Source organism: Labrys okinawensis, from assembly GCF_002982075.1.
GTDB lineage: Bacteria > Pseudomonadota > Alphaproteobacteria > Rhizobiales > Labraceae > Labrys > Labrys okinawensis_A.
This window is the reverse complement of record NZ_PUEJ01000007.1, coordinates 124,918-141,744: the sequence shown is the minus strand read 5'-3', so window position 1 is coordinate 141,744 and position 16,827 is coordinate 124,918. Positions and strand designations below refer to the sequence as shown.

The 16,827-nt window shown below is 65.7% G+C and carries 15 protein-coding genes; 7 read left to right on the top strand and 8 right to left on the bottom strand.

Features of this window, described 5'->3' with window-relative positions:
- Window positions 1–58 precede the first annotated feature (58 nt).
- From C5L14_RS19800 to C5L14_RS19780, 5 genes are all read left to right on the top strand, one after another.
- The gene (locus C5L14_RS19800; RefSeq protein WP_105863795.1) at window positions 59–976 is read left to right on the top strand and encodes a branched-chain amino acid ABC transporter permease; all 918 of its coding nucleotides are present in this window, start codon (window positions 59–61) and stop codon (window positions 974–976) included.
- A gap of 3 nt (window positions 977–979) precedes the next feature.
- Window positions 980–2,167, top strand: coding sequence for a branched-chain amino acid ABC transporter permease (locus C5L14_RS19795; protein ID WP_105863794.1), 1,188 nt, complete (start codon window positions 980–982; stop codon window positions 2,165–2,167).
- Window positions 2,168–2,178: 11 nt separating this feature from the next.
- Window positions 2,179–2,967, top strand: coding sequence for an ABC transporter ATP-binding protein (locus C5L14_RS19790; protein ID WP_105863793.1), 789 nt, complete (start codon window positions 2,179–2,181; stop codon window positions 2,965–2,967).
- On the top strand, window positions 2,960–3,658 hold the full coding sequence (locus C5L14_RS19785) for an ABC transporter ATP-binding protein (protein ID WP_105863792.1): 699 nt from the start codon (window positions 2,960–2,962) through the stop codon (window positions 3,656–3,658). Before C5L14_RS19790 ends, C5L14_RS19785 begins: the two co-directional genes overlap by 8 nt.
- Window positions 3,659–3,980: 322 nt before the next feature.
- The gene (locus C5L14_RS19780) at window positions 3,981–5,141 is read left to right on the top strand and encodes a LysR substrate-binding domain-containing protein (protein WP_105863791.1); all 1,161 of its coding nucleotides are present in this window, start codon (window positions 3,981–3,983) and stop codon (window positions 5,139–5,141) included.
- Window positions 5,142–5,298: 157 nt separating this feature from the next.
- On the opposite strand, the gene C5L14_RS19775 is transcribed toward C5L14_RS19780, so the two are convergent.
- Complete coding sequence (locus C5L14_RS19775; protein ID WP_105863790.1) at window positions 5,299–6,279, bottom strand: quinone oxidoreductase family protein; 981 nt, start codon at window positions 6,277–6,279, stop codon at window positions 5,299–5,301.
- A gap of 133 nt (window positions 6,280–6,412) precedes the next feature.
- Between C5L14_RS19775 and C5L14_RS19770 the strand changes: the two genes are divergently transcribed.
- A complete protein-coding gene (locus C5L14_RS19770; RefSeq protein WP_342588420.1) occupies window positions 6,413–7,276 on the top strand; it encodes a LysR family transcriptional regulator in 864 nt (287 codons plus the stop codon).
- Window positions 7,277–7,533: 257 nt separating this feature from the next.
- Here the strand turns inward: C5L14_RS19770 and C5L14_RS19765 are convergent, their stop codons facing one another.
- From C5L14_RS19765 to C5L14_RS19735, 7 genes are read right to left on the bottom strand one after another with little or no spacing between them, the layout of a single operon-like run.
- A complete protein-coding gene (locus C5L14_RS19765) occupies window positions 7,534–8,523 on the bottom strand; it encodes an ABC transporter ATP-binding protein (RefSeq protein ID WP_105863788.1) in 990 nt (329 codons plus the stop codon).
- A gap of 8 nt (window positions 8,524–8,531) precedes the next feature.
- Window positions 8,532–9,491, bottom strand: coding sequence for an ABC transporter ATP-binding protein (locus C5L14_RS19760; RefSeq protein ID WP_105863787.1), 960 nt, complete (start codon window positions 9,489–9,491; stop codon window positions 8,532–8,534).
- Complete coding sequence (locus C5L14_RS19755; RefSeq protein ID WP_105863786.1) at window positions 9,488–10,459, bottom strand: ABC transporter permease; 972 nt, start codon at window positions 10,457–10,459, stop codon at window positions 9,488–9,490. Before C5L14_RS19755 ends, C5L14_RS19760 begins: the two co-directional genes overlap by 4 nt.
- Complete coding sequence (locus tag C5L14_RS19750; protein ID WP_105863785.1) at window positions 10,459–11,475, bottom strand: ABC transporter permease; 1,017 nt, start codon at window positions 11,473–11,475, stop codon at window positions 10,459–10,461. Before C5L14_RS19750 ends, C5L14_RS19755 begins: the two co-directional genes overlap by 1 nt.
- Before the next feature lie 20 nt (window positions 11,476–11,495).
- Window positions 11,496–13,157: an ABC transporter substrate-binding protein gene (locus C5L14_RS19745; protein WP_105863784.1), complete on the bottom strand. Its 1,662-nt coding sequence runs from the start codon at window positions 13,155–13,157 to the stop codon at window positions 11,496–11,498.
- A 24-nt stretch (window positions 13,158–13,181) separates the two neighbouring features.
- Window positions 13,182–14,087 (bottom strand): proline iminopeptidase-family hydrolase, encoded by a 906-nt coding sequence (locus C5L14_RS19740; protein ID WP_105863783.1) that lies wholly within the window; start codon window positions 14,085–14,087, stop codon window positions 13,182–13,184.
- Window positions 14,077–15,600, bottom strand: coding sequence for a leucyl aminopeptidase (locus C5L14_RS19735; RefSeq protein WP_105863782.1), 1,524 nt, complete (start codon window positions 15,598–15,600; stop codon window positions 14,077–14,079). Before C5L14_RS19735 ends, C5L14_RS19740 begins: the two co-directional genes overlap by 11 nt.
- Window positions 15,601–15,875: 275 nt before the next feature.
- Between C5L14_RS19735 and C5L14_RS19730 the strand changes: the two genes are divergently transcribed.
- On the top strand, window positions 15,876–16,778 hold the full coding sequence (locus C5L14_RS19730) for a LysR substrate-binding domain-containing protein (RefSeq protein WP_105863781.1): 903 nt from the start codon (window positions 15,876–15,878) through the stop codon (window positions 16,776–16,778).
- Window positions 16,779–16,827: the final 49 nt, after the last annotated feature.

The following is a 16,827-nucleotide window of genomic DNA, read 5'->3' as shown; positions in this document are numbered from 1 at the left end:
CGCCTATGCCTAGAAAAGAAGACCGGACACTCGGCAAACGAGGCGGGAGGGGAATTCTATGGATGCGCTGCTCGCGCAATATCTGCTCAACTGGCTGGTGCTGGCCAGCATCTATGCCTTGGTGGCGTTGGGGTTCAGCCTGCTGTTCGGCGTTCTCAATGTCATCCATTTCTCGCATGGCGACGTGTCGATCACGGCGCCCTTCGTCGCCCTGGCGCTGATCCAGATCCTGACCGGCGGCGTGCTGGGCTTCGATACCGTGCCGGCCGTCGTAATCGCCTGCCTGATCGCCATCGCCTTTGTCGGCCTGCTCGGCGTGCTGCTCGACTGGCTGGTGATCCGCCGCTTCCGCAATGCCCCGGCCATGATGGCCCTGGTCGCCACCGTGGCGCTGGGCACCGTGGTGCGCGAGCTGATCCGCAGCTTCTATCCGCAGGGCAGCAATCCCAAGCCCTTCCCGGCCCTGGTGACCGGCGAGGTCTCCCTGTTTGGCCTGATCGTGCCGGGCTTCAGCCTTACTGTGATCGTCCTGTGCATCGCGATGGTGGCGGCCCTGTTTGCCCTGATGCGGCATACGCCGCTCGGCATGCGCATCCGGGCCGTCGCCGAAGACCGCAACACGGCGCGGCTGATGGCGATCAATCCCAGCCGGATGTTCGCCGCCACCTTCCTGCTCGCCTCGGCGGTCGGTGCCATCGGCGGCCTGTTCTATGCCAGCCATGCCGGCGTGGTGCGTTTCGATTTCGGCATCCAGCTCGGCCTGATCGGCTTTTCGGCCGCCGTGATCGGGGGCCTCGGTTCGATGCAGGGGGCCATCCTCGGCAGCCTCCTGATCGCCGGCATCGAGATGCTGGCCCAGGCTTTGTTGGCGGACGGTGCCTCCTATCGCCTGGTCTGCATCTTCGTGCTGGTGATCTGCGTCCTGGTCTTCAAACCCTCGGGCCTGCTCGGCAAGCCTGTCTTCGAGAAGGTGTGAGCCATGGCCGCCACCACGCATAATCTGTCGCAGGCGCGGGCCGGAGCCTCGCTCGGCGCCCTCGCCACCGTGCTCGGCGTCGAGCTCGTCGGAGCGGTGCTGCTCGGCACCCTGCTCCTGGCCGAACGGACCCTGATCATCGTCGCGTTGCTGGCCCTGCTCGGGGCGGGCTTTGCCGCCCTGCAGCTCCGCCCCCAGCTCGAGGAGCTGATCGTCGCCGCCTTCCGCCAGCACCGCGGCGTTGCCATTATCCTGGGCATCGCCATCGTCCTGGCGTTTCCCTTCTTCATGCAGGGCAGCAGCTATGCGCTGCATCTGCTCATCGTGGCCCAGCTCTATTCGGTGCTGGCGCTCGCCCTCAATTTCCAGCTCGGGAGCGCCAATATTCCCAATTTCGCGACGGGCGCCTCCTATGGCATCGGCGCCTATACCTCGGCGCTGCTGGCGATCAATTTCGGCATTTCCTTCTGGCTGACCCTGCCGATCTCGGCGGTGGTGGCGACCCTGTTCGGCTTCGCGCTCGGTTTTCCGTCCATGCGCACCAAGGAGAGCTATCTTGCCCTGGTGACGATCGCCTTCGGCATCGTCATCCAGCAATTGCTCAACAATTTGTCCTGGACGGGCGGGCCCAACGGCCTGGTCGGCATTCCCGCGCCGACCTTCTTCGGGCATTCCTTCATCAAACCGCTCTACGTCTTCGGCTACAAGCTGCCGAGCCAGGCCAATTTCTACTATCTTTCGGCGGCGCTGGTCGGCCTTGCCATCCTCTCGGCCGGACGCCTGCACCACAGCCGCGTGGGCCTGGCCTGGAATGCGCTGAGGGCCGATGCACTGGCGGCGCGCTGCCAGGGCATAAACGTGGTCTGGTACAAGATCCTGGCCTTCGGCGTGGATGCCTTCCTCGCCGCCTTCGCCGGCACCATCTACGCCTTCTATGTCAGCTACATCTCGCCCGACAATTTCACCTTCGTGGTGTCGGTCACCATCATGACCATGGTGATCGTGGGCGGCATGGACAACACGCTCGGCGTCATCATCGGGGCCTTCCTGCTGACGCTGCTGCCGGAAAAGCTCCGGGTGTTCTCCGACTACCGCCTCCTCTTCGTCAGCATCATCGTGATCGCCTTCCTGATCCTGCGGCCCCAGGGGCTCTTCCCGCAGCGCCCGCGCAACTATGGGGGCCAGCCATGAGGGAGCAGGGCATGAGCGAGGCGCTTCTGGAAACCCGCGACCTGACCATCCGCTTCGGCGGGCTGACGGCGGTCGACGGCGTCGATCTCCGGCTCGCTCGCTCGGAGATCCTGTGCATCATCGGGCCGAACGGGGCGGGGAAATCCACGCTGTTCAATGTCATCACCGGCATTTACCGTCCTTCCAAGGGCACGGTGGCGCTGGAGGGGCGGGACATCACCGGCAGCCCCGCCCACCGCATCGCGGCCGCCGGCATCACCCGCACCTTCCAATCGAGCCGGCTGTTCAACGATCTGACGCTGGTCGACAATGTGGTGATCGGCATGCATTGCCGGACCCGCACCGGGGTGCTCACGGCGCTGCTGCGCCCGGGCAAGGCACGGGCCGAGCTCGATGAGGCGGCGGAGCGGGCGGGCGACCTGATCCGCTCCATTTCGCCCGACCTCTATGAGCGGCGCCATGCGCTGGCCGGCACGCTGCCCCAGGCCGACCGGCGCCGCCTGGAGATCGCCCGGGCGCTGGCTTCCGATCCGAAGGTGATCCTGCTCGACGAACCGTCCTCGGGCATGGACGACCGCGACACCGACGCCCTGATGGCGAGCATCCGCTCCGTCATGGCCCGGCGCGCCGGCCTGTCCTTCCTGATCATCGAACACGACATGCGCCTGGTCAGGGCCCTGCCGGACCGGGTCGCCGTCATCGATTACGGCCGGAAGATCGCCGACGGCGATTTCCAGGAGGTGCGGCAGCTGCCGCGCGTCCAGCAGGCTTATCTCGGACACAAGGCCGGCCATGCTTGAACTCAAATCCGTCTCGACCAGCTATGGGCCGGTGCCCATGCTGCGCAATGTCTCGCTTGCCGTGAACAAGGGCGAGCTCGTCTGCCTGCTCGGGCCGAACGGGGCCGGCAAGAGCACGACCTTCAACGCCATTTGCGGCCTGATCAGGCTCGACGCCGGTTCGATCCGCATAGCGGGCAAGGATGTGGCGGCGGTGGGAACCGAACGCCTGTCCGCCCTCGGCGTCGGCTTCGTCCCCGAGGGGCGCCGGCTCTTTCCGACCCTGAATGTGCGGGAGAATCTCAAGCTCGCCTTCGATGCCTCCCGATGCCGGGTGCCGTTCGAGGACAGGCTGGAGGCAATGGCCAGCCTGTTTCCGCGCATTCGCGAGAGGCTGTGGCAGGGCGCGGGGACGATGTCGGGCGGCGAGCAGGCCATGGTTGCCTTGGCTCGCGCCCTGATCGGCGATCCGCAGCTTGTGGTGATGGATGAGCCCTCGCTCGGCCTCTCCCCCAAGCTGATCGACGAATATTTCGACATCGTCGGGCGCATCCGCGACGAGGGCAAGACCGTGCTCCTGATCGAGCAGAACGCCGAAACGGCGCTTTCGATCGCCGATCGCGGCTATCTCTTGGTGCGCGGCCAGATCGCGGCGGGCGGCACCAGCAAGGACCTGCTCGCCAACGACACGGTGCACCACCTCTATCTCTGAGGCGGCCCCCGCGGATGTCGGTTGGGCTGCGGCTTTTCTGAACCCGTGCAGCGGAAATCCATATTTTCCAGTGCCGACGATTTCCGGAAGGATCGTTGGCCTGAACGGCCGGGGTGACAGCGTTAAGACGCCGGCCAAAAAGTTACGGAAACCAGGACTTCTTGTCATCACCGGGCTTGTCCCGGTGATCCAGCTGGCCGCAATCGCAACGGGGTGCGGTGTCTGGATGCCCGGGTCAAGCCCGGGCATGACAAAAGTGGAGCCTATCTCGTCCTCGTTGTGAATTTTGAATCAGATTCTTGAGACCAGTGGGAGAGAGCGGATGGGCGCGGGAATCGATCCGAAGGTGCGGGAGAAGTTTCTCGGCGGCATGAGCCAGGCCGCCTGCACCGTGAACGTGGTCTCCACCGACGGGCCGGCCGGCCGGGCAGGGGTGACCGTCTCCGCCATGGCCTCGGTTTCGGCCGATACGGAGCTGCCGACCATGCTGGTCTGCGTCCACCATCTCAGCCCGGCCGCGGCCAAGATCGTCGAGAACGGCGTGCTCTGCGTCAATGTCCTGCGCGACGACCAGTCCTACATCTCGGATGTCTTCGCCGGGCGTTTCCGCGACGAGATCGGCGACAAGTTCGAATGCACCGAATGGGTGACGGCATCGACCGGCGCGCCGCGCATCGCCGACCCTCTGGTGGCGTTCGACTGCAGACTGCTGTCGAGCGAAAAGGTCGGCACGCATCATATCTTCCTGTGCGAGGTGCGCGACATCCACCTCTCCCGCCATGGTTCGCCGCTGATCTATGCCAATCGGTCCTATGGCTCGTCGAACCGGATCGAGGGAGCGAGTTCGCTGCGAGCGGCCCTGGCGGGCGAGACCGCGAGGCTGGTGATCGGCTGCTTCCACACCTTCGGCCCCTATCTCATGCCCTCGCTCATCCGCGAAATGGGCGGCATCGGCGTCAAGCTGATCGAGGGCGATCATCGCCGCCTGCGCGAAAGCCTGCTGGCGGGCGAAAGCGAGTTGGCGCTTCTCTATGATTTCGACCTCGGCGAGGAGTTCGAAAAACTCTCCCTGGGCGAGCTGACGCCTTATGTCCTGCTCGCCGCCGACCATCCGCTCTGCCATCAGAGCGAGGTGGCGCCCGAGGACCTCGCCGCCGAGCCGATGATCCTGCTCGATGCCCCGCCCAGCCGCGACTACTTCACCGGCATTCTCGAGGATGCCGGCATCAAGCCCTTGATCGCCTATCGCTCGATCTCCTTCGAGATGGTGCGCGGCATGGTGGCCCATGGCCTCGGCTATTCGATTTTGGCGACCAAGCCGGCCTCGGACATGAGCTATGACGGCCTCAACCTGGCAACCCGTCCGCTGACCGGCAGGCATCGAGAGAACCGCATCGTGCTGGCCCATCGCGCTGGGCGCGAACTCTCGCCCGCGGCCCGGCATTTCGCCGATCTGTGCGCCAAGCGCTTTGCAAGGCGATGAGGTGGTCTGGGAGTACGGGAAAGCACGACCGCGCGGAAGGACGTCGCGTTTCGTTCGGCGCGGTCTGAGAATATGTGCATCCCGGCCCGTATGGGGAGAGGTTGGCGCCTTTTTGGCAAGTGCCAGAGGTGAGAGCTGGCGCCGCGGCAGCATCTCCCTAAGGCGTGATCAGGATGGCGCCGACGACCTGGCGGGCCTCGGCGGCCTCATGCGCCCTGGCGATCTCGTCGAGCGAGAAGCGCTGCCCGATGTCGACGCTCACATGCCCCTTGGTGACCGCGTCGAAGAAATCGGCGGCATTGGCGCGGAAGCTGGCGCTGTCGGCATTGTGGGCGAACACCGAGGGGCGCGTGATGAACAGGCCGCCCTTCTTGTTGAGCAGGTCGAGGTCGATGGCGGGCGCCGGGCCGGAGGCCGCGCCATAGGAGACCACCAGCCCAAAAGGGGCGGCGCAGTCGAGCGACTTGATCAGCGTATCCTTGCCGATGGCGTCATAGACCACGCGGGCCTTGCGGCCGCCGGTTGCCGCCAGGAAGGCTTCCGGCCAGGCGGGATCGTTGAGATCGATCACGGCCTTGCAGCCGGCGGCGAGGGCGGCATCGCGCTTCTGCGGCGAGCCCGTGGTGCCGATCACGGTGGCGCCGAGAGCGGTGGCCCAGCGGGTGAGGATCTGGCCGACGCCTCCGGCCGCCGAGTGGACCAGCAGGAGATCGCCCGGCTGGACGGCATGGGTCTTGCGCAGCAGGTATTGCGCCGTCATGCCCTTGAAGAACAAGGTGGCTGCCGCCTCGTCGCTGACCGAGGCGGGCAAGACGGCAAGCTTGTCGGCTGCGACATTGCGTCGATCGGCATAGGCGCCCAGGCCCGCATTGATATAAGCAACCCTGTCACCGACCTTGACGTCACCGACTCCGGGGCCGACCGCTTCGACCACGCCGGCGGCCTCGAAGCCGAGCCCGCTCGGCAATTGCAGCGGATAGAAACCCTTGCGCTGGTAGACGTCGATGAAATTGAACCCGATCGCCGTGTGCCTGACCTGGACTTCGCCGGCACCAGGCGCGGGGAGGTCCCGCGTCTCGAGCTTCATCACGGCGGGGGCGCCATACTCGGCGACGACGACTCTGCGTTGGACGGACATGAACGGTATCTCCTGAGTGGACCGTATTGCGGTGTCATCGTCTGTTATGATCTTAGAGCATTTCGTGATAAATGGAGAGTTGATCGCTACACTTGAAACAGGTGGTTTCAAATTAATGGACCGCTTCACCAGCATGGCTGTATTCGCCAAGGCCGTAGAGGCAGGCTCCTTTTCGGCGGCCGGCAACGCGCTGTCGATGTCCTCGCAGATGGTGGGCAAGCATGTGCGCCTGCTGGAGGATCACCTCGGCGTGCAGCTGATCAACCGCACGACCCGGCGCCAGAGCGTCACCGAGATCGGGCGAAGCTATTATGAGCGGGTCCGCACCATCCTGGCCGAGGTCGAGGCGGCCGAGGTGCTGGCTGCCGAAACCCGGGCGACCCCCCGCGGCCGGATCCGGGTCAACGCCCCGGTGACCTTCGGAGCACATGAGCTGGCCAATGTCTTGCCGGACTATCTGGCCGCCCACCCCGAGGTCGATGTCGAGCTCAGCCTGTCCGATCGCGTCGTCGACCTCGTCGACGAAGGCTATGACGCCGTCTTCCGTGTCGGCCCGCTGGCCGATTCCAGCCTGATCGCCCGCCCGCTGCGGCCCATGACGTTCACCGTCTGCGCCGCGCCGGCCTATCTTGCGGTGCACGGCCATCCCGCAAGGCCGGCCGACCTCCAGAATCACGAAAGCCTCGGCTTCATGCATGGCAACACGCGCGACCAGTGGCGCTTTGCCGGCCCCGACGGCCTGGAAACGGTCGAGCTCTCCTATCGCTTCCTGGCCAATAACGGCCAGGCCCTGCTCACGGCGGCCCTGGCCGGCCTCGGCATCATGCTCCAGCCGTCGTCGCTGGTGCTGAGCGAGATCGAAGCCGGGCGCCTGGTCCGGCTGCTGCCGGACTACGAGCCGCCGCCGCGGGTCATGCATATCCTCTATGCGCCCGATCGCCGCATCACCCCGAAGCTGCGCTCCTTCGTCGACTTTGCCCTCGCCCGTTTCGGGTGAGGGACAGCACAAACCCTTTTGTAGTTTGCCGTAAGAGGCAGTCCTTTTTTTAGGACGACGAGGCCTGAAGTGCTGCAACCCCTCATCCGCCTGCCGGCACCTTCTCCCGCAAGGGGAGAAGGGAATCAGTTTGGAAGGTGCGACGCCAGCCGGTCCCTTCTCCCCTTGCGGGAGAAGGTGCCCCATAGGGGCGGATGAGGGGTCGCGATGCCCTATCTGACCTTGCTCCCGGTTTTTGAGGACCCTGAAAGGAGGACCTAGGATGCGACCGGGAAGTGGCAGGCGACCTTGCGACCGGGCCTGAAATCCCGCACCTGCGGGCGCTCCGTGCGGCAGCGATCCTGGGCGACCGGACAGCGGGGGTGGAAGCGGCAGCCGGGCGGCGGCTTGAGCGGGCTCGGCACGTCACCGGTGAGAATGATGCGCTTGCGCATGCCGCCCGGCGTGGTCTCCACGATGGGAACCGCCGAGATCAGGGCCTGGCTGTAGGGATGGGCCGGCGTGGCGAACACCTCTTCGGCCGGGCCTTCCTCGACGATCGAGCCGAGATACATCACCGCGATCCGGGTCGAGACCTGGCGCACGACCGAGAGGTCATGGGCGATGAAGACATAGGTGAGGTTCAGCTTCTCCTGGAGATCGGCCAGAAGGTTGACGATCTGGGCCTGCACCGAGACGTCGAGCGCCGAAACCGGTTCGTCCAGAACCACCAGATCCGGATTGAGCGCGATGGCGCGGGCGATGCCGACGCGCTGGCGCTGGCCGCCGGAGAATTCGTGCGGATAGCGCATGACGTGATCCGGCAGCAGCCCGACGAGATCGAACAACTCCGCCACCCGCCTGGCGATCTCGGCCGATGACAGTTTGGTGTGGATGCGCAGCGGCTCCGCCACCAGGTCTCCGACGCGCCGGCGCGGGTTGAGCGAGGCCGACGGGTCCTGGAACACCATCTGAAGCCGGCGACGCAGCGGGCGGAGCTCGGCCAGCGACTTGCCGGTGATGTCGTCGCCCTCGAAGATAAGCTGGCCGTCGGAAATGTCGTAGAGCCGGACCAGGCAACGAGCCAAAGTGGACTTGCCGCAGCCCGATTCCCCGACCAGCCCGACGGTCTCGCCACGCCGCACCGTGAGGGAGACGTTGTCGACCGCATGGACGGTGCGCCTGCCCTCGGCGGAAAAGCGGGTGCCGATCGAGAAGCGCTTGCCGAGCGCGCGCGTTTCGAGGATCGGCTGGTTCCTGTCTGTCATCTCACCGCTCATGCTTGCGCCACCCGGAAGCAGGCGGCGGCATGCGTGCCGCTGCCGAGGCTGGGCTTGTCCGCCTGGCAGGGCTCGTAGCGCACCGGACAGCGCGGGCCGAAGGCGCAGCCTTGCGGCAGCCGCAGCAGCGAAGGCGGCGAGCCGGGAATGGCCGGCAGGCGGCGCGGCTTCTCGCCGGTCAAGGGCGGGATCGAGCCCAGCAGGGCCCGCGTATAGGGGTGCCTGGGATCGGAGAACAGCTCCACCCGGCTGCCGCGCTCCACCACGCGGCCCGCATACATGACCATGACCCGGTCGGCGAGCTCGGACACCACCCCCATGTCGTGGGTGATGAAGACGACAGCCGAATTATGGGTCGAACGCAGCTTGCGCACGAGGTCGAGGATGCCGGCCTGCACTGTGACGTCGAGCGCCGTGGTGGGTTCGTCCGCCACCAGCAAGGCCGGGTCGCAGGACAGGGCCATGGCGATCACGGCGCGCTGGCGCATGCCGCCGGAGAGCTGGTGGGGATAGCGCGACATCGCCTCGCGCGGATTGGGGAAGTTCACCTCCGCCAGCAACTCCTCCACCCGTTCCAGAGCCTTGGCCTTGCCGATCTTGCGATGGGCCTGGATCTGCTCGGCGATCTGCCAGCCGATGGTGTAGACCGGCGTCAGGGCCGTCATCGGATCCTGGAAGATCATGGCGATCTCGTTGCCGCGCAGGCGCCGCAACTCCCGGGCGGGCAGGCCGACCAGTTCCCGGCCCTTGTAGCGGATCGAGCCTTCGATTTTCGCATTCGGGTCGGTGATCAGGCCCATCACCGCGAGCAGCGACACGGTCTTGCCGGAGCCGGATTCGCCGACGACGCCGAGGATCTCGCCTTCGGCGAGGTCGAAGGAAACGCCGTCGATGGCACGGACCAGGCCGTCATCGGTGCGGAAGGAGACCCGAAGGTCGCGGACGGACAGCATCATGACGTCCTCACGCGCGGATCGAGGAGAATATAGATGAAATCGACGACGGCATTGGCGAGGACCACGAACATGGAGGCATACATCACGGTTGCCATGATCATCGGCAGATCGAGGTTCTGCAGCGCGTCATAGGTGAGCTTGCCGATGCCGTGGAGGCCGAACACCACCTCAGTCAGCAGGGCGGAACCGCCCACCAGCGCGCCGAAATCGAGGCCGAACAAGGTGACGAAGGCAATCAGCGAGGTCCGGAGGGCATGGCGCAGCAGGATGCGCGTTTCCGAGAGGCCCTTGGCACGGGCGGTGCGGATATAGTCCTCCTGCAGGGATTCGATGATCGCCGCCCGCAGCACGCGCCCATAAATGCCGATATAGAGCACGGCGAGCGTGACCCAGGGGATGACCAGAGTGAGGAACCAGCCCTTGGGATCGTCGAGGAGGTTCTTGTAGCCGAGCGGCGGTACCCAGCCGAACAGCCAGGTATCGTGATAGCGGCTCTGGGTGATCAGGTTCATCACCTCGCCCAGCCAGTAAACCGGCATGGAAATGCCGATGAGCCCCGCCGCCATCAAGAGCCTGTCGATCCAGCTGTCGCGCGTGGCGGCGGCGATCATGCCGATGATCACGGAGACCACCACCCACAGGACCGCCGCGCCGAACACCAGCGAGAGCGTGACCGGAATGGAATCCAGCACCGCCGGCACGACCTTCCAGCCGCGATTGACGAAGGAGGTCAGGTCGCCGGTGACGAAGATCTTCTGCATCATCAGGCCGTATTGGACATAAAGCGGCTGGTCGAAGCCGAAATTGTGGCGCACCGCCGCCAGCACCTCGGGCGAGGCGTTGCGGCCGGCGATGCGCGCCGCCGGATCGGCGCCGGGCGTGGCGAAGAAGATCAGGAAGACGATCACCGAGATGCCGAACATCACGAACAGCATCTGGCCGAAGCGGCGCAGGATGGCATAGATCATCAGTCGCGCCCCAATTGGACCTTGGAACGCGGATCGAGCGCGTCGCGCAGGCCGTCGCCGAAGACGTTGAGCGCCATCACCGAAAGGGCGATGACGATGCCCGGCGCCAGGGCGACCGCAGGGCGGGTGTAGAGCAGCGCCTGCCCGTCCTGGATGATGGTGCCCCAGCTCGCCGCCGGCGGCTGCACGCCGATCGACAGGAAGGAGAGCGCCGATTCCGTCAGCATGTTCAGCGCCATCATCAGCGGCACGAAGACGATCAGGGTGGTGGTAATGTTGGGCAGGATGTCGCGCCAGAGGATGCGCCGCCCCGGCACGCCCAGATTGATGGCGGCGAGCACGAATTCGGATCTGCGCAGCGACAGCACCTGCCCGCGGATGGGCCGCGCCACATAGGGCACGTAGACGATGCCGATGATGATGATCGGCAGCCACAGGCTCCCGGATTCGATCACGATCGGCCCGATCGAAATGCCCTGCGCGATGGTGACGATGGAAAGCGATATCGCCAGCAGATAGATCGGGAAGGCCCACAACACGTCGAGGAAACGCGACAGCACGGTATCGACGAGGCCGCCGAAATAGCCGGCGATCAGGCCCGCCGCCGTGCCGAAGATCAGCGTGAAGATGGTGGCGGCGGCCGCGATCATCAGCGAGTTGAGGCCGCCATAGAGAAGGCGGGCCATCACGTCGCGGCCCTGGCTGTCGGCGCCGAGGAAATAAGTGCCGAGCCGCCAGGTCGGGCCGATCGGCGTGTAGCCGAGCCCGAGCCCTTCCGTCGACTGTTCCATCACCGGGACCTCGGCGCCGTCGATCTGGATGACGGCGTCGAGCGTCGAGGCGAATGGATCCACGCCCGCCCAGCGCGCATAGAGCGGCGCGCTGAGGCAGGAGGCCACGATCAGGAGGAAGAGCACGAGGGAGGCCATCGCGCCCCGGTTGCGCCTGAGTTTCACGAAAGCGAGGGCCCAGGGCCCTCGCGTCTTGTACGGTATGGCAACGGCTTCGTTCGCCATGGGCGTGCCCTCGCAGCGCGTCACTGGACCCAGGCCTGGGTGACCATCCAGTTGAACTGCGGGTTGAACTTGAAGTTGCCGATGCGCTTGCTGACGAAATCCAGGCGCTTGGGCGTGAACAGGCCGACGGCCGGCGCCTTGTCGGTGATCTGCCTGTCGATCTCGGCCCACATCTTGTCGGCGGCCTTCTGGTCGGTGACGCCGAGGTCCAGCGCCTTCTGCATCTTGGCGTCGATCTCCTTGTCGCAGAAACCGGAGATGTTGATCGAGGCGTCCGAGCCCTCACGGAAGGAAGCGCAACCGAACAGGATGTTCAGGAAGTCCGAAGCCGCCGGATAGTCCTTGTACCACTGGCTGACCGACATCTGCACCTTGTTGTTGGTGTTCTGGATGTAGGTGAACTGGATGTTGGTCGAGATCGGCTTGACGTCGGCGACATAGCCGATGCTGGTCAGCACGCTCTGCAGATAGACGCCGATGGAGCGCGAGACGGCGGTGTCCTCGACGATGATCGTGACCTTCTGGCCCTTGGTGCCGGATTCCTCCACGAGCTGCTTGGCCTTGTCGAGATCCGGGGCCGACCATTTGGCGCCCGGGTTCTTGGTGAAGGGGCAATAGTCCTCATGGCCGGGGAAGTCGGGCGGCAGCACCTGGCAGACCGGCGAGGCCAGCACCTTGCCGCCGAACAGCTTGACCAGCGTGTTGCGGTCGATGGCAAAGGCGACGGCCTGGCGGGCCTTCTCGTTGTCGAAGGGGGCGAGGCGCGTGTTCAGCGGGGCATACCACCAGGCCGACAACGGCGAGATGTGGAGCTGGTCCTTGAACTTGGTGCCGAGTTCGGCGAGCCGGTCGCTCGGCAGCGGGTCGAACATCCAGTCGGCTTCCCCGTTCTGGATCGCGGTCACGGCCGCTTCCTCCGACAGGCCGAAATCATACTGGACGGCATCCGGATAGCCGTCGGGCTGGGCCTCTTCGCTCCACTGCTTGAAGTTGGGATTGCGCGAGAGCGTCATGCCCTTGTTGGGATCGAAGGCGGAGATCATGTAGGGGCCGGTGCTGGGAATGGGGCGGGAGCCCATGTCCTCGGCCGGCGTATCGGCGGGCAGGATGACCGCATGCGGCAGAGCGAGCTTATAGAGGAGCTCGGCATCCGGCTTGGTCAGGTTGATGGTGATGGTGCCGGCCGCCTCGTCGGCGACGACGCCGCCTTCCAGCGTGCAGCTCTTGGTGTCGGCCAGGCATTTGTCTGCCCCGACGATGCCGGCATAGAAGGTGCCGGAGGTCGGGCCGGAAATCTTGAAGATGCGCTGGAAGGAGGCGACGACGTCCTTCACGCCGAGATCCTGTCCGTTCGAGAACTTGATGCCCTTGCGCAGCTTGAAGGTGAAGGTCTTGCCGTCATTGCTGACGGTGGGCAGCGCCTCGGCGAGATCGGGCACGACGGAAAAGCCGTCCTTGCCTTCCGCCTTGCGGAAGATCACCAGCCCGTCATAGACCGGCTGGTACATCTGCCAGCCCTGGTCGGTGTAGTTGATGTGCGGATCAAGCGTCCCCGCCGCCGAGCGCGCCAGCAGGCGGATGGTGCCGCCGCGATGCTCCTTGAGATATTCGGCGTGGGCCGGTGCAAGCCAGGAGCCGGCCAGCAGGGCCGAGGCCATGGCGGCCAAAAGCAGTTTCTTCATCGTCGATCCCCTCTTCTGATTTGTTTACCGGTCGTGCTGGTTGAGGAAGTCCCCGACCACCCGCATGCATTTTTCTTGCTCTTCCACATGCGGCATGTGGCTGGAATGTTCGAATATCTCCCAGCGCGAGCCCTCGATGCCGTCCTTATAGGGCTGCACGGTCGCGGGGGTGGCTTCGTCGTGGCGCCCGGAAAGGATCAGCGTCGGAACCTCGACGGCTGACAGGCGGTCGATGACGCTCCAGCTCCTCAGCGTGCCGATGACGTGGAACTCGTTGGGGCCGTTCATCACATTGTAGACGGTGGGATTGCGCGCCACCTGGGCAAAGCTCGCCGCCACCTCGGGCGGGAAGGGCACGATCCGGCAGACATGGCGCTCATAGAACACCATGGTCGCCTCGTGATACTCGGCATCGTCCGTGGTGCCGGCCTGTTCGTGCCGGGTCAGCGTGTCCTGGATGTCGGCCGGCAGGTCGGCCCGCAGACGATTGGCTTCCTCCACCCACAATTTCATCGAGGCCGGGGAGTTGGCGATGGTCAGCGACTTCAGGCCATCGGGCCTGGTCACGGCATATTCGGCGCCCAGCATGCCGCCCCAGCTCTGGCCGAGCACATGGAAGCCGGCGCGGATGCCGAGATGGTCGACGAGGTTCTCGAGCTCTTCGATGAAGAGAGCGGGTGTCCAGAAATCGGCGCCCTTCTCCGGCAGCAGGGTGGAGTTGCCGCAGCCGAGCTGGTCGTAATGGATCACGGCACGTCCGTCGCGGGCGAGCAGCTTGTAGGCGTCGACATAGTTATGGGCGACGCCGGGGCCGCCATGCAGGATCACCACCGGCGCCTTGTCGCCGCCCAGCTCACCGCTGATACGGTACCAGGTCTCGTAGTCCCGGAAGGCAGCCCGGCCTTCCCGGCTGATGATCTCAAGCGACATTGTGCTTTCCATTGCGGTTATGGACCCATTCTTCCAGCATCTGCACGCCGAAGGCCGTGGCGCCCTGCCGGCCGAGGGGGCGGTCGCCGTCGGCCAGTTCCTTGCCGGCGATGTCGAGATGGACCCAGGGGCGGCCTTGCGTGAAGTGGCGCAGGAAGGCGGCGGCATAGGGCGCATCGCCGTCTTCCATGTCCTTGGCGTGGTGCCTGAGATCGGCGAAGGGCGAGTAGAGGCCCTCGTCATAGGCACGGTCGAGCGGCAACTGCCAGAAGCGTTCGCCGACCGTTTCGCCGGCTGCGATCATCTGCGCGGCGATGGCATTGTCCGTGCTGAACAGGCCGGCGAAGACCGATCCGAGGCCCCGCATCACCGAATAGGTCAGGGTGGCCAGATCGACGATCACCGAGGGTTCGAAGCGCGAGGCCGCGTAATGCAGGCAGTCGGCCAGGAGCAGGCGCCCCTCGGCGTCCGTGTCGAAGATCTCCACGGTCTGGCCCGAGGCGGTGGTGATGATCTCGCGCGGCTTGAGCGCGGTGCCCGAAGGCAGGTTCTCGGCGATGCCGAGCACGCCCACGGCGTGCACCGGGCTGCCCTGCCGGGCCAGAGCCAGCAGGAGGCCGACCACCGCGGCCGCGCCGGCCATGTCGGCCTTCATGTCGAACATCTGGGCACCGCCCTTGATGCACAGGCCGCCTGAATCGAAGCAGACGCCCTTGCCGACGAAGGCGAGCGGCTGCTCGCCCGAGCCCTTGCCGCGATAGCGCAGCACCGCCACCCGCGGGGGGCGGGCCGAGCCGGAGCCGACGGCGAGCAGCGCGTTCATGCCGAGTTCCCTCAGCCGTGCCGCATCGAGGATCTCGACCTCGATGCCGGCCTCGCGCAGGGTTTCCAGATGATCGGCGAAATTGTCGGGATGGATGTGGTTGGGCGGCAGATTGACCAGGGTGCGGGCATAGTCGACGCCGTCGCCGATGGCGTTGATCCGCGCGAGCGCCGCGGTGAGTTCGGCCTTGCCGGCGCCGACCAGCTCGAGCCGCCAGGCTCGATCCGTCTCAGCCACCGGCCGCTTGCTGCGCAGGTCGAAGCGGTAGCGGCGCAGCCGCAGGCCGAGCGCGACGCGCGCCAGGATCTCCGCCGGGGACAGGCCGGCGCCGGCGATGGGATCGAGGACGAGGATCGCTTCGCCGGTGCCCCGGCCTTCCAGATGCGCGGCGAGCGCGCCGCCGGCACGGGCCAGTGACAAGGCGTCGAGCGACTCGGCCGTGCCCAGGGCCAGCACGATCACCCGCCGGTCGGAGACGGTCGGCGGCGCGATGATGTCCGTGCAGGTGCCGGCTTTGGCGAGGCAGGCCGGGTCGGCGCATATCCGGGATAGGAGGCCGCCCATTTCGGCATCCAGGGCTGCGGCCCGGGGGCCGAGGTCCTGCCCGGCGGGCTTCAGGACCACGACGGTGGCGGCGGTGGAGGAGATCCCGTCTGCCGGCTCGAACACGGGCACTGGAGATTGCGGCATCGGACGAAGGGCTCCTTCATTGCAGCGGCACGCGCGGGAGGAACCATCCGGCGCATATCCCCGCTTCAGCGCCCGGCCCTGCCGTTCGATCCGAAGTTCCGGCGCATGCGCAGAGCCGCGACCGCCTTTGGCGGCGGTACGGTGCCGTTGTCCCCTGTGGCCGCTTTCGTGACGACTTGATCCTTTTTGGGTATCCTCGAAGGAGGCGGACGATCAAACGCCAATTTCGTCCACGTCGATTGACAAAAACTCATCCGACAATTCATCATCGGTCCATGGCTCTCCCCTCGCTCAATGGCATGCGCGCTTTCGAGGCCGCCGCACGCCTTGGCAGCATCAAGGAGGCGGCAGAAGAACTGCACCTGACGCCGTCGGCGATCAGCCGGCACATCCGCACCCTCGAGACCATTCTCGGCCTGGAGCTGTTCGAGCGGGGCTTTCGCCAGATCACCCTGACGACGAGGGGGTCCTATTACGCACGCTGCCTGTCGGAGGCTTTCGAGGCGATCTGGCGTGCGACGGACGATGTCAGCGTTCATGACGTCCCGCGGCAGGGCAAGGCGCATCGCGTCCGGGTGCTGTGCGTGCCGGCGGTGCTCAATCTGTGGCTGGCCGACCGGCTGCCAAGCTTTCGCCGCCAGCATCCCTCCGTCGACCTGGAGGTGATGACCTCTGGCAAGCGCGCCAATTTCGATTTGGCCATCGTCGACGAGTTCGACTACAAGGCCGGCCCGGCCCTGACGCTGCTGATACCGCTGGTGCTGACGCCGGTCTGCACGCCCGCCCTTTTGAACGGTCCCCTGCCGCTGCGCTCGCCGGCCGACCTTCTCCACCATCACCTGATCCATGAATGCGAGACCACGCGGTGGAAGCGCTGGCTCGAGCAGGAAGGCATCGTGGACAGCCCGTCGAAGTCGGGCACCATCATGGATGATTGCACGGCGATCATGCGGGAAACCATCAACGGCGTCGGCATAGCGCTGGCCGATACCATGATGGCGCAGGATCTGCTGGAGCAGGGGCGGCTGGTCGCCCCGTTCCGCGCCCGCCATGCCTATCCCGCCGGCATCTATCTCTATCAGCGCCGCAGCGTCGGCAACAAACAGGGTGCCAGCCTGTTCCAGGACTGGCTGCTCGGTGAAGTCGCCGAGCACAAGCGGGCGATGGCGATCGGCTGAGATCATGCCGACGGGTTTGATGCTCGACCGATCAAACATCGTCATTGCG

Coding starts and splice junctions, on each gene's coding strand:
- C5L14_RS19765 (WP_105863788.1), bottom strand. CDS start 8,523: ATGACAGACAGGAACCAGCCGATCCTCGAAACGCGCGCGCTCGGCAAG.
- C5L14_RS19800 (WP_105863795.1), top strand. CDS start 59: ATGGATGCGCTGCTCGCGCAATATCTGCTCAACTGGCTGGTGCTGGCC.
- C5L14_RS19785 (WP_105863792.1), top strand. CDS start 2,960: ATGCTTGAACTCAAATCCGTCTCGACCAGCTATGGGCCGGTGCCCATG.
- C5L14_RS19780 (WP_105863791.1), top strand. CDS start 3,981: ATGGGCGCGGGAATCGATCCGAAGGTGCGGGAGAAGTTTCTCGGCGGC.
- C5L14_RS19750 (WP_105863785.1), bottom strand. CDS start 11,475: ATGGCGAACGAAGCCGTTGCCATACCGTACAAGACGCGAGGGCCCTGG.
- C5L14_RS19745 (WP_105863784.1), bottom strand. CDS start 13,157: ATGAAGAAACTGCTTTTGGCCGCCATGGCCTCGGCCCTGCTGGCCGGC.
- C5L14_RS19790 (WP_105863793.1), top strand. CDS start 2,179: ATGAGCGAGGCGCTTCTGGAAACCCGCGACCTGACCATCCGCTTCGGC.
- C5L14_RS19755 (WP_105863786.1), bottom strand. CDS start 10,459: ATGATCTATGCCATCCTGCGCCGCTTCGGCCAGATGCTGTTCGTGATG.
- C5L14_RS19770 (WP_342588420.1), top strand. CDS start 6,413: ATGGCTGTATTCGCCAAGGCCGTAGAGGCAGGCTCCTTTTCGGCGGCC.
- C5L14_RS19775 (WP_105863790.1), bottom strand. CDS start 6,279: ATGTCCGTCCAACGCAGAGTCGTCGTCGCCGAGTATGGCGCCCCCGCC.
- C5L14_RS19735 (WP_105863782.1), bottom strand. CDS start 15,600: ATGCCGCAATCTCCAGTGCCCGTGTTCGAGCCGGCAGACGGGATCTCC.
- C5L14_RS19760 (WP_105863787.1), bottom strand. CDS start 9,491: ATGATGCTGTCCGTCCGCGACCTTCGGGTCTCCTTCCGCACCGATGAC.
- C5L14_RS19740 (WP_105863783.1), bottom strand. CDS start 14,087: ATGTCGCTTGAGATCATCAGCCGGGAAGGCCGGGCTGCCTTCCGGGAC.
- C5L14_RS19795 (WP_105863794.1), top strand. CDS start 980: ATGGCCGCCACCACGCATAATCTGTCGCAGGCGCGGGCCGGAGCCTCG.
- C5L14_RS19730 (WP_105863781.1), top strand. CDS start 15,876: ATGGCTCTCCCCTCGCTCAATGGCATGCGCGCTTTCGAGGCCGCCGCA.